We start from the raw sequence: 11,636 nt of genomic DNA on the forward strand, positions 1-11,636 counted from the left end.
GCGGTTGCTGCCGATAGCTATTGGACGCAAACGCGCATCGAGGCGGCTGAGTTTCTGTGGGGCGAGGATAATCTTGGGCCGGGCGACGGTGCGATTGCAGCGGGGGCGCTCGCCGAGGTGAATATTACTGTCGCGAGCCAAGTGCTGATTCCATCGGCGGGGCTCGGTGGGTTGACGCGCGTGCTCGCCCGCCATTACGGCTGCTGGCCGACCTCGATGACGCCTTCCGCCGCGCTCGCCGGAATCGCTCAACAACGCTCAGACGCTGCCGAACTGTCGCAAAAAGCCGCCGTCACCGCCTATGATCCGGCGACGGTGCAGTTCAAAGCCAATAGTTTCGATGTCGTCGCGGCCCATGAAATTCTAACGCCGGTCGCCAATAAGGCCCGGCTGATCCAGCAGATCGTCCGCGCCGCCAAACGCGGCGGCACGGTGATGATTACCGAGATGGTGCTGACCGAATTGGGCGTTGCCAGTCTCGGCGGCACCAGTCGGCGCTCAGCGGCGGCGGGGGTTGCCTTGCAGGCCTGGTTGAAACTCCTGAACCCGGCCCCGCAGCTTTGGTCGCACGCGCAGATGATGGAGACATTCTTCTCCCTCAACGTCGATGCCGACAGCAAAAATATCAGCCCGGCCTATGTGGAGCGGATCAATAAAATCTGGGGCGAACTTTCGGGGAAACTTGAGGCCGGGACCATCCCGCGCCCGCTGCTGCCGACCGTCGCCACCGATTCGGAACGCTGGGCCGCCTTCCGCACGGCGCTGGATGAGGATGCTATCGCCATGACCCGTTACACCATCAAGATCTGAGCCGCCGCCTCCGCCTCAGTCACGGTTTCCGCTGCGCCGAGGGCGAGCAGGGCGAGCGCTAAGGTGGCCTGCACCGTCGCGCGCGCTTGAACACCCTCCTCGGCATCGGCGGCACAGAGGGCGGGAAACAGCAGCTCTTCCACTGTCGCGCCGCGTAAGAGATGCACCGTAATCGGCTTTTCTGGTCGCCGTTCCGCCTCGCCGCCGCCGCCCTTCAGCACGGCCAAACGGGGACGGTTCAGGCGTTTCGACGCTTCCAAATGCAGGTGAATATAAGGCGGGTGGAACACGCCATCGACCCCCGCTGCCGCCGCGAACGGGTTCAGCAGCCGCGCCACCGTATTCATCGGCGAGCGCAGCCCCAAGATGCCGCGCAACCCCAGCAGCCGCGCCAACCCCGGCGCGAGCACATTCGTCGGTACGAAGGCGATTCCGCCGCGATCCAGCGCCGCGCGCGTTTCGGCGTCGGTCGCGGTAATGGGAATGCCGGTTTCGGCCAATCCCGCCCCAATCGCCTCCCGCCCTGGCCCGCCGGGCAGCCCGTGGACCAAAAACGCGCTTGCCGCTGGCGGCAATCAGTGTCGCCGCGTGCAGAAAATGCGCCGCGCCGCGCGTGCGCCCATCGGCATAGGACGGCCAGTCGAGATCGACGCCGCCCACATCCCACGCCGGGAGTTCCGTGCGCGCAGCGTCGACCAAGCCCGCCATTTCGTCCGGGTCTTCGCCGCGATAGCGCAACAGCATGAGGAAGGCCCCCACCTGCTCGGGCAAGGCCCGACCGTCGAGAACTTGATGCAGCGCGTCCTGCGCTTCTTCGCGGGTTAACGAGCGCGAGCGCCCCGGCCCTCGGCCTAAGGTGCGGACGTAAGGGGCGAAAGAATGGGTATCGTGAACGCTCATGCCGCCGGGGCAACCTCCAAGACCGAAGAAATCCGATCCTGAGTCTGCGCTAAAGCCGTCCCAATCAGCAAGAGGGTCGGCCCGTCAAACCGCCCATCGGCCAGCGCGAAGGGTAATTCGGCCAAATTGCTGATGGTTTCGCGCTGGTGCGGCAGCGAGGCATTTTCCACCGCCACCGCCGGGGTTGCCGGATCGAGCCCCGCCGCGATCAGGTCGCGCGCGAGCCGCCCCGCCGCCGCCTTGCCCATATAGAGCGCCAGCGTGCCCCCGGCTTTGGCGAGCCCGGCCCAATGATCGGCCATTCCGTCTTCGGTCTGCGCGGTGGCAAGGGTAAGAGTGCGGGCGACGCCCCGTTGCGTGAGGGAACAACGGAGCGCCGCCGCTGCCCCCAGCGCCGCAGTGACGCCAGGGACAAGCTCGCTCGATACGCCATGCGCATCGAGATAAGAAATTTCTTCACTGGCCCGGCCGAAGACGCCGGGATCGCCGCCCTTGAGCCGGACGACGCGGCCGCCGGTGCGGGCGGCGGCGAGTAGGGCTTCGTTGATGGCCGCCTGCGGCATCGAGCTTTTATCGCCGCAGCGTTTGCCGACCGAAATCAGCTTGGCTTCGCGTTTCGCCAGCCGCAGCACGCCGTCGCCGACCAAAGCATCGTAGAGAATAATATCGGCGGCCCCGATCAGCCGGGCGGCTTTCAAGGTCAGCAATTCGGGATCGCCCGGCCCGGCGCCGACGAGGGCAACAGGATAGGATGGCATCGGGTGGTCCGAGGCCAAGGCCTCCGCTATCGCGGCCTCGGCAGCTTCAGCCTGCCCGGCGAGCGCCAAATCGGCAATTCGGCCCGCGAGCATAGTTTCCCAGAAAGCCTTTCGACGCGAGGCGTCCGGTAAAGCCGCCGTCACCCGCTCCCGCCAGCGCCCGGCGAGGCTGGCCAGCAGCCCGTAACCGGGGGGAATGGCTTTCTCCAGCACCGCGCGCAGCAGTCGCGCCAGAATCGGGGCCGTGCCGCCGGTCGAAACCGCCACGGTGACGGGGCCGCGCTCGATCATCGCCGGCAGAATGAAATCGCAGTAGCTCGGCGTATCGGCGACATTCAGCGGCACGCGCACGGCACTAGCGGCGGCGCGCAGGGCGGCAAGATCGATCTCGTCCCCCACGGGGGCGGCGATGATGAAGCGGAACGGCGTCAAATCGGCCCCCGCCGCCAGCCGGTCCCAGCGGACCACCTTGGCTCCCGCGCGGGCGACGAGACGGGCTTTCGCGTCGGCCAGATCGCCCGAACCGAGCACCAGAACCGGCACATCCTTCAGGTCGAAAAATACCGGGAAGTGCGACAGCCTGCCCGAGGCATCCGGCACTTCACGCGACAAGCGAGGCGTCGGCATGGCGCAAGAATCCTTTCAGTTCGGAAATGCAGGAACCGCAGTTGGTGCCCGCCTTCAGCAACGCACCGATCGCTTCGACGCTGGTCGCCTCCCCGGAGGCGACGACGGCGCGGATGCGCGCGGCACTCACCTGAAAACAGGCGCAGACCATCGGCCCGGCACTGGGGGCCGCGACGCGCCCGGCGAGCACCTCTTGCGCGTTGGCAAGGCTGGGTTCGGTAAAGAAGGGCAGCAGATGATCCATCTCCGGCCCGCGCCCCAGTATCAGCGCCGCCACCAGCTTGCCCTCGTTCAAATAGGCCCCGCGCCAGCGCCCGCGCGCCGGATCGACCAGGGTTAGCGGAACGCACTCGTCGGCGGTATCGCCCAGCAGCGCCGCCAGTAGTGCTGCGCCATCGGGCACCGCGTCGCTCTCAGGCAAGGCCCAAAGATCGACGGCCCAGGCATCGCCCAAGGGCCGCTTGCACCAGAACAGGCCCGGCAGATCGCCTTGCGCCAAGGGGTCCGGCGCGTCGCGCAGCAGCGCATAGCCGTGCCACAGTGGGGCGAGACGGGTAAGGGAAACGGGGGTGAATTTCAACTCCGGCTGGCCCGACAGCGGATCGACGTTCGGGGCAATCACCCGGCCCACGGCCCCGCCGCTGCACCACGCGCCGTTCCAATGCATCGAAGCGAAAACCTCGCCGCGCGGCTGAGACTCGGCAATCGCGGCCAGACGGATCGCCGTTCCGGTGGCGCTACTGAGCCGAACCAGATCGCCCTCAGCCACGCCCAAGGCCGCCGCATCCTGCGGGTTGATCGTCACGGTCGGGCGCGGCTGATGGTTCATCAGCCGGGGCGTTGATCCGGTCCGGCCCATCGTGTGCCATTGATCGCGCACGCGGCCCGTGTTCAGCACTAACGGAAAATCGGGGCTGGTTTGGCTCAGCGGTGCCATCGGCCCCGTGGGGATGAAGCGCGCGCGGCCATCGGGGGTAAAGAAGCCGCCATTGGCGAAGAAGCGCGTCTCCAGGCTGGGGGCCTCGCCCGCCCGCCACGGCCAGCAGAAGGGCGGCAGCGAGTCATAGGCATCGTTCGAAAGCCCCACGGCCCCGCCCAAATCGAAATCGCGGCGTCCCTCATTCTCGAAAGCCGAGAGGGCCGCGTGTTCGCGGAAAACATCGGCCGACGTTTCATAGGCGAAAGCCCCGGCAAAGCCCAAGCGCTGCCCAATCTGCGCCAGCGCCCACCAATCGGGCTTTGCCTCCCCTTCGGGCGCGCGGAAGGCCCGCTGGCGCGAAATTCGCCGTTCGGAATTGGTAACGGTGCCGTCCTTCTCGCCCCAGGTTGCGGCGGGCAGCAGAAAATGCGCATAGCGCGCCGTTTCAGTATCGGCCACGCAATCCGAGAGAATCACCGTTGGGCAGCGTTCCAAGGCGGCCTGGATGAGATCGGCATCGGGCAGGCTCGCGAGCGGATTGGTCGCCAAAATCCACAGGAATTTAATTTTCCCATCCGCCACCGCCTGAAAGAGATCGACGGCTTTCAGCCCCGGCTTCTGCGCCAGATTGGCAGCATTCCAGAAGCGCTGCACCCGGTCGCGGTCGGCCTCAGACGCAAAATCCATATGGGCGGCGAGTTGGTTGGCGAGCCCGCCGACTTCGCGCCCGCCCATCGCGTTCGGCTGGCCGGTGATCGAGAACGGGCCGCAACCGGGGGGTGCCGATGCGCCCCGTCGCCAGATGCACATTCAGAATCGCCGACACGCTATCGCTGCCGTGGCTCGACTGATTGATGCCCTGGCTGAACACCGTCACCACCTTCGGCGTGTCGATGAAGAGCTTATAGAAGGCGGCAATCTGCACGGGCGACAGGCCGGTCGTATCGGCCACCGTCGCAAGATCGGGCGCGGCAGCGACGGCTTCGGCAAGACCGCGCGTGTGATCGGCGACATAGGCGGCCTTCACCGCCCCGGCCTCGGCAATCGCCCGCAGCAAGCCGCTGAACAACGCAATGTCGGAGCCGCCGCGCAGGGGCAGATGCAGATCGGCGTCGGCTGTGGTGGCGGTTTGGCGCGGGTCGAGCACGATGATCTTCAGCCCCCGGCGTTTCCGCGCCGCCAGCAGGCGTTGAAACAGCACCGGATGACACCAGGCCGTATTGCTGCCGACCAGCACGACCAGATCGGCTAATTCCCAATCGTCATAGAGGCCGGGCACCGTATCGGAACCAAAACTCTGCTTATGCCCGGCCACAGTGGAGGCCATGCACAGGCGCGAGTTGGTATCGACGTTGCTTGTTCCAATAAAACCTTTGGCCAGCTTATTGAGAACGTAATAATCCTCGGTCAACAACTGCCCCGAGCCGTAGAAAGCGACCGCTTCCGGCCCGTCATCCGCCAGGACCTCTTGTAATCGCGCGCCGATTTCGTCCAACGCGAGATCCCAGGGAACCGGCGCACCGTCCCATAGGGGCTGCGTGAGCCGATGGGGCAGGGTGAGGCTTTCCGCCAAAGCCGAGCCTTTCGAGCACAGCCGCCCCTTATTGGCTGGATGGGCGGCATCGCCGCGCACCGACACGCCCGCGCCGCCATCGGCCGAGAGAATCTCCACGCCGCAGCCGACCCCGCAATAGGGGCAGGTCGTGCGTTGTAGAACGGTGAGGGCGGAAGCTCCGGCGGCGGCGTCGGTCATGGCGGTTACTCGGCGGCAGCGGCGCTGAGGGCGGCTATATCGAGTTTCAGGCGGTCGCCTTCGAGTGCCACCGGCAGGCTGAGAACCTGCCCCTCGTCGGCCCCTTGGGCACGGCCCGAGGCGAGGCTAATCACCCAACCGTGCAGCGGACAGGTAACGCAATCGCCGTGAACGATGCCGTCCGACAGCGGCCCCTGCTTATGGGGGCAGCGGTCTTCGAGCGCGAAGAATTTGCCCTCGGCGGTGCGGAAAATCGCGAGTTGCCGCCCGGCGAACATCAGCTTACGCGCGCCCTGGCTGGGCACATCCGCCGCCGGGCCAATATCGAGCCAAAGGGCCATTTACGCCTCCACCAGCATCGGTTTGAACTCATTCGCATCGACGCCGCCAACGCGCTCGGCCCAGGGGTCGATCTGCGCGAAGCTTTGGGCATAGGCGAAGCGGGAGGCCAGCGCGCGGCGGGCTTCCTCATCGTCTAGTAGGCGGGATTTCACATAGGCGAGCCCGACGCGCTCCACCCACGGCGCCGTGCGCTCCAGATAGCGCGCTTCCTCGCGGTAGAGCTGCAAGAAGGCGGCGCAATATTCGAGCACCTCTTCCTCGGTGGTGACCTTGACGAGGAAGTCGCAGCCGCGCAGTGCGATACCGGCATTGCCGCCAATCAGCAGTTCCCAACCGCTATCGACCGCGATGACGCCGAAATCCTTAATCGAGGCTTCGGCGCAGTTGCGCGGGCAGCCGGAGACGGCGAGCTTCACCTTATGGGGATGCCAGGAGCCCCAGGTCATCCGCTCCAGCTTAATGCCCATGCCGGTCGAATCTTGCGTGCCAAAGCGGCACCATTCCGAGCCGACGCAGGTTTTCACCGTGCGCAGTGCCTTGCCGTAACCGTGGCCCGAAACCATGCCCGCCGCATTCAGATCGGCCCAAACGCCCAGCAAATCTTCCTTTTTCACGCCAAGCAGATCAATGCGCTGCCCGCCCGTCACCTTAACGCTGGGGATTTCATACTTATCGACGACATCGGCAATCGCGCGCAGCTCGCCGGAGGTGGTGACGCCGCCCCACATGCGCGGAATGACCGAAAACGTCCCATCCTTTTGAATATTGGCGTGGGCGCGCTCGTTAATGAAGCGCGAGCGGCTATCGTCCTGATACTCACCCGGCCAGGCGCAGAGCAGATAGAAATTCAACGCCGGACGGCAGGAGGCGCAGCCGCCGGGCGTGCGCCAGTCCAAGGTTTTCATGACCTGCGGAATGCTCTTCAGGTGCTGGTCGCGGATCGCGGCGCGGACGAACTCATGGGAATGGTCGGTGCAACCGCAGACGCTTTCAACCGTCTTAGCCTCATACTCGCCGCCGAGCGCAAGCGCGAGCAGCCCTTCCACTTTCGACGAGCAGGAGCCGCAGGAGGCGGCGGCCTTGGTCGTGACCTTCACCTCTTTCAGGGTGGTCAGGCCCTTGTCAGCAATCGCGGCCAGGATCGTGCCTTTGCACACGCCATTGCAGCCGCAAATTTCGGTCTCATCGGGCAGATCGGCCAAGCCAGAATCGCTCGCGCCGCTCGCCGTCAGCCCCGGCCCGAAGATCACGGTATCGCGCAGATCGCCGAGGGGGGTGGCTTTGTCCAGCAGATCGACGTACCAGCCGCCGTCCTTGGCGTCGCCATAGAGCACCGCGCCGACGAGAATGTCGTCCTTCAGCACGAGGCGTTTATACACACCGCGCGACCCATCGCGCAGAATAATATCCTCGCAGCCCTCGCCGCCGTTGAACTGGCCGACCGAAAGCATATCGATGCCCGTTACCTTCAGGCGCGTCGGTGGTTGAATCGGACGGTAAGCGCTGGCGGTTTTGCCGGTGAGATGATCGGCGCAGACTTTCGCCTGGTCCCAAATCGGCGCGACCAGCCCAACCATTTGGCCGTTATGCTCAGTGCATTCGCCGACTGCGTAGATCGACGGATCGGAGGTGCAGAGCCCGTCATCGACAATCACGCCGCGATTGCAAGCAAGGCCCGAGGCTTGGGCGAGGGCCATATTCGGGCGAATCCCCGCCGCCATCACCACGAGGTCGGCGGGAATTTGCCGCCCGTCCTTAAGGCGCACGGCCTGCACCCGGTCCGCGCCAATCAGCGCTTCCGTCACCGCGCCGGTGATGATGTCGATACCGCGCTGGGTTAGATCGTCCGCCAGCAAACCCGCCGCCGCCGGATCGAGCTGACGCTCCATCAACGTTTCCATCAGATGAATAACGCTGACTTTCATGCCCTGGGCCGCCAGCCCATTGGCGGCTTCGAGCCCGAGCAGCCCGCCGCCGATCACCACGGCATCGCGGTAGCGCTGCGCTGCCGACAGCATCGTGTCGACATCCGACATATCGCGAAACGCGCAAACCCCCGGCAACTCCTTGCCCGGCACCGGCAGAATGAACGGGTTGGAGCCCGTCGCCAGCAGCAGCTTATCGTAAGAAACCACACGGCCCGAGGCGGTCGTCACCTGCTTTTGCGCCGGATCGAGGACAATCGCCGCGTCGCCCGCGATCAGCTCGATACCGTTCGCATCATACCAATCGCGGCTATTGATGACGATTTCATCAAAGCTCTTCTCCCCCGCCAGCACCGGCGAGAGCAGAATACGGTTATAGTTTACGTGCGGTTCGGCCCCGATCACGGTCACGCAGTAGCGTTGGGGATCGCGTTTCAGCACCTCTTCGACGGTGCGCATTCCGGCCATACCATTGCCGATAACCAGCAGGCGCGAACGGTCGGGGGAAATTTGGTCTCGCATGGCGTGTCTCCGGTCGGGGCAGCGTTACGCGGCCGCCGGGTGGCGATGGCGTTCGTAGAGGAATTTCAGCACCGCCGCGCGGCAGCCCACGTAGGTGGGATCGGCAGCCAGCGCCAGCCGGTCGCGCGGGCGGGCCAGCGGCACGGTGAGCACTTCGCCGATCGTGGCGGCGGGGCCGTTGGTCATCATCACGATGCGGTCGGAGAGCAGCACCGCCTCATCGACATCATGGGTAATCATCAGCACCGTATTGTTGAGCTGCTGCTGAAGCCCCATCACCGTATCTTGAAGCTGAGCGCGGGTGAGGGCGTCGAGCGCGCCGAAAGGCTCATCCATCAGCAGAACCTTCGGCTCCATTGCCAGCGCCCGGGCAATGCCGACGCGCTGCTTCATGCCGCCAGAAATCTCGTTCGGGCGGCGCACGAGTGCGTGGCTCATGTTCACGAGATCGAGATTATGGCGCACCCAGTCGCGCCGCTCGGCCCGGCTTTTGGTCTTGCCGAAGACTTTATCGACCGCAAGGCGAACATTCTCTTCCACCGTCAACCACGGCAGCAGCGAATGATTTTGGAAAACGACGGCGCGGTCTGGCCCCGGCTCGTTCACTTCCCGATTCTCCAGCAGCACGCCGCCCGTGGTGGCTTGCAACAGCCCAGCGACGATATTGAGCAGGGTCGATTTCCCGCAGCCCGAGTGGCCGATGATGGCCAGAAACTCGCCGCGCTGAATATCGAGGGAGACATTCTGAAGCACGACATTGGTGCCGAACTGAATGCCGACGTTGCTGATTTGCAGATAGGGTTTCGTCATGATTCCGGTCTCCCTTACGCTTTGGCGCCACGGGCGCAGAGAGCCCCGACGCCCGCAATCACCCGGTCGAGGCAGAAGCCGACCAGACCGACGTAGACGAGGGCGACGATGATGTCGGAGATGTTGGAGCTGTTCCACGCATCCCAAATGAAGAACCCGATGCCGACGCCGCCAATCAGCATTTCAGCGGCAATAATGGCGAGCCACGACAGGCCGATCCCGATGCGCAGGCCGGTGAAAATGTACGGAACCGTGGAGGGCAGCACGATCTTGAAGAAAAACTCCAAGTGATTAAGCCGCAAGACCGCCGCGACATTGCGGTAATCCTGCGGAATTGCCCGCACACCGACCGAGGTATTAATCAGGATCGGCCAGACCGAGGTAATGAAGATCACGAAAATCGCCGACGGGTTGCTGTCGCGGAAGGCGGCCAGCGAGAGCGGCAGCCACGCCAGCGGCGGAATGGTGCGTAGGATTTGGAACAAAGGGTCGAGCCCGCGCATCGCCATCTGGCTTTGGCCCAGCAGCACGCCAGTGAGAATGCCCACCACCGCCGCAATCGCAAACCCCTGGCCGACGCGGGTTAGGCTCGCGAGAATATGCCAGAACAGCCCCTTATCGAGCCCGCCCCGGTCGTAGAAGGGATCGACGATCAAGTCGAAACTTTGCTGGATAATGAGGCTGGGCGAGGGCAGCGCCGCCTTCGGCCCGCTGGCCGCGAGTTCCCATAGGCCGATCAGCACCACCAGCATCACCAAGGGCGGCAGAACCCGCGCCGCCACCGATTTGCCGATCGCGGCAAAGGCGGGTAAGCGCGGCAGCGTTAGGCCGGGTGGTGTCGAAGGAAGGGGCGTATCGGTCATGGGAACTCTCCTGGCAGGAACGGGCGGGGGCGGCGACGGGATCAGATGCGCTTGATCTTTTGGGCGGCCAGATAGGCTTGCGGATTGGCGGGGTCGAACTTGATGCCGTCGAAGAAGGTTTCGACGCCCCGGCTGGTGCCTTCCGGCCCGGCGGCCCCAATCAGCTTGGCGGCATCGCGCCACAGGTCTTGCCGGTTCACGGCTTTGATTGTGCCGGCGAGGTCGGTTTCCGGCGCAACGACGCCCCAGCGGATATTTTCCGTCAGGAACCACAGATCATGGCTTTGGAACGGGTAGGAGGCGTGGTCGGCCCAATATTTCATCAGATAGGGAGCGTTGGTTTCTTTGCGGCCCGTGCCGAAATCGAATTCGCCCTTCGTCCGCCCGATGATGTCGGCGACCGGCACGTTGAACCACGCGCGTTTGCCGACAATCGTGCACATTTCTTCTTTATTTTCGGGCTTGTCGCACCATTGTTGCGCTTCGAGCACGGCGGCGATCAAAGCGACCGTCGCTTTCGGGTTCTTCTCGATCCACTCCGTGCGCAGGGCGAGGCTCTTTTCCGGGTGATCCTTCCAGAACTCGCCGGTGCTGACGGCGGTATAGCCGATGCCCTGGTTCACCAACTGGGCATTCCACGGCTCGCCGACGCAGAAGGCTTCCATCGAGCCGACTTTCATATTCGCCACCATTTGCGGGGGCGGCACGACGATGGTTTGAACATCCTTATCCGGGTCGATCCCGCCAGCGGCGAGCCAATAGCGGATCCATAAATCATGGGTCCCGCCCCGGAAGGTCATGGCGATTTTGATTTCCTTGCCGCTGGCGGCAACGCCCTTGAATACATCCTTCAAGGGGGCCGCGTTCAGGCCGACCTTCAGGTCTTTATAGGCGTTCGAGACCGAGATCGCCTGACCATTGGTATTGAGGCGCAGGACGATGGACATCGGCACCGGCTGGCCGTTTTTGGTGATCTTGCCGAGCTGCATATGGTAGGGCATCGGGGTCAGAATATGCGCCCCGTCGATGCCGCCGCCGCCCGAACCGAGTTCGAGATTATCGCGCGTCGTCCCCCAGCTCGCCTGTTTCACCACCTCCACATCGGGCATGCCGTGCTTGGTGAAAAAGCCTTTTTCCTTAGCGATAATCAGCGGGCTCGCGTCGGTCAGCGCGATATAGCCCAAGGTGGCTTTCGTGGTTTCAACCCCGGCCCCTTGGGCAAAAGCGCCCGCCGGAAACAGGGATTTGGCAGCGGCCAGGGTGGCGGCCATGCCGGAAGTTTTTCAGCAGCGTCCGGCGGGAAAAATCACGCATGGGTCAAACTCCTTAAGCGGCGGAAAAAGCAAGGTCGAAAAGATCGGCGCGCTGGCAGCGGGCGACGGCGGCAGGCTCGGTTTCGGGCGGCAC

Annotated in this window: 10 protein-coding genes and 1 pseudogene; 1 reads left to right on the forward strand and 10 read right to left on the reverse strand. The window is 64.4% G+C overall.

Going from position 1 to position 11,636, the window contains the following annotated elements; genetic code table 11:
- The coding region (locus VZ95_RS21525) for a methyltransferase domain-containing protein (RefSeq protein ID WP_052711454.1) at window positions 1-810 on the forward strand (810 nt) is incomplete at its 5' end.
- Here VZ95_RS21525 and VZ95_RS23815 read toward each other — a convergent pair.
- From VZ95_RS23815 to VZ95_RS03845, 10 genes and pseudogenes are all read right to left on the reverse strand, one after another.
- Entirely contained in the window at window positions 792-1,385 is a 594-nt protein-coding gene (locus VZ95_RS23815) for a hypothetical protein (RefSeq protein WP_156995032.1), read from the reverse strand. The genes VZ95_RS21525 and VZ95_RS23815 overlap by 19 nt on opposite strands.
- A gap of 166 nt (window positions 1,386-1,551) precedes the next feature.
- Window positions 1,552-1,710 (reverse strand): annotated as a pseudogene (locus VZ95_RS29100) (glycosyl transferase family protein); the annotation flags it as partial.
- A complete protein-coding gene (gene cysG, locus VZ95_RS03815) occupies window positions 1,707-3,095 on the reverse strand; it encodes a siroheme synthase CysG (protein WP_052711457.1) in 1,389 nt (462 codons plus the stop codon). The pseudogene VZ95_RS29100 and the gene cysG, both read right to left, overlap by 4 nt.
- Window positions 3,070-4,749 (reverse strand): nitrate reductase, encoded by a 1,680-nt coding sequence (locus VZ95_RS28480; protein ID WP_332307972.1) that lies wholly within the window; start codon window positions 4,747-4,749, stop codon window positions 3,070-3,072. The genes cysG and VZ95_RS28480 overlap by 26 nt, the downstream gene beginning before the upstream one ends.
- Window positions 4,685-5,767 (reverse strand): molybdopterin-dependent oxidoreductase, encoded by a 1,083-nt coding sequence (locus VZ95_RS28485; protein WP_332307971.1) that lies wholly within the window; start codon window positions 5,765-5,767, stop codon window positions 4,685-4,687. The genes VZ95_RS28480 and VZ95_RS28485 overlap by 65 nt, the downstream gene beginning before the upstream one ends.
- 5 nt (window positions 5,768-5,772) lie before the next feature.
- On the reverse strand, window positions 5,773-6,108 hold the full coding sequence (nirD, locus tag VZ95_RS03825) for a nitrite reductase small subunit NirD (protein WP_045774697.1): 336 nt from the start codon (window positions 6,106-6,108) through the stop codon (window positions 5,773-5,775).
- Complete coding sequence (nirB, locus tag VZ95_RS03830) at window positions 6,109-8,556, reverse strand: nitrite reductase large subunit NirB (RefSeq protein ID WP_045774698.1); 2,448 nt, start codon at window positions 8,554-8,556, stop codon at window positions 6,109-6,111. It abuts the gene before it with no gap.
- A 24-nt stretch (window positions 8,557-8,580) separates the two neighbouring features.
- Window positions 8,581-9,366 carry an ABC transporter ATP-binding protein gene (locus VZ95_RS03835; protein WP_045774699.1) on the reverse strand — a complete coding sequence of 262 codons (786 nt, stop codon included), beginning with the start codon at window positions 9,364-9,366 and terminating at the stop codon, window positions 8,581-8,583.
- Window positions 9,367-9,380: 14 nt separating this feature from the next.
- Window positions 9,381-10,229: a nitrate ABC transporter permease gene (ntrB, locus tag VZ95_RS03840; protein WP_084627559.1), complete on the reverse strand. Its 849-nt coding sequence runs from the start codon at window positions 10,227-10,229 to the stop codon at window positions 9,381-9,383.
- Between the two features lie 41 nt (window positions 10,230-10,270).
- Window positions 10,271-11,500, reverse strand: coding sequence for a CmpA/NrtA family ABC transporter substrate-binding protein (locus VZ95_RS03845; RefSeq protein WP_045774700.1), 1,230 nt, complete (start codon window positions 11,498-11,500; stop codon window positions 10,271-10,273).
- Between the last annotated feature and the right edge of the window lie 136 nt (window positions 11,501-11,636).

The organism is Elstera litoralis, assembly GCF_000963705.1.
In the GTDB taxonomy this organism is placed as follows: Bacteria; Pseudomonadota; Alphaproteobacteria; order Elsterales; family Elsteraceae; genus Elstera; species Elstera litoralis.

What these genes read in the sequence shown, in the direction of transcription:
- VZ95_RS03845 (WP_045774700.1), bottom strand. Translation starts at nt 11,500, where the DNA reads ATGGCCGCCACCCTGGCCGCTGCCAAATCCCTGTTTCCGGCGGGCGCT.
- nirD (WP_045774697.1), bottom strand. Translation starts at nt 6,108, where the DNA reads ATGGCCCTTTGGCTCGATATTGGCCCGGCGGCGGATGTGCCCAGCCAG.
- VZ95_RS03835 (WP_045774699.1), bottom strand. Translation starts at nt 9,366, where the DNA reads ATGACGAAACCCTATCTGCAAATCAGCAACGTCGGCATTCAGTTCGGC.
- ntrB (WP_084627559.1), bottom strand. Translation starts at nt 10,229, where the DNA reads ATGACCGATACGCCCCTTCCTTCGACACCACCCGGCCTAACGCTGCCG.
- nirB (WP_045774698.1), bottom strand. Translation starts at nt 8,556, where the DNA reads ATGCGAGACCAAATTTCCCCCGACCGTTCGCGCCTGCTGGTTATCGGC.
- cysG (WP_052711457.1), bottom strand. Translation starts at nt 3,095, where the DNA reads ATGCCGACGCCTCGCTTGTCGCGTGAAGTGCCGGATGCCTCGGGCAGG.
- VZ95_RS28485 (WP_332307971.1), bottom strand. Translation starts at nt 5,767, where the DNA reads ATGACCGACGCCGCCGCCGGAGCTTCCGCCCTCACCGTTCTACAACGC.
- VZ95_RS28480 (WP_332307972.1), bottom strand. Translation starts at nt 4,749, where the DNA reads ATGGGCGGGCGCGAAGTCGGCGGGCTCGCCAACCAACTCGCCGCCCAT.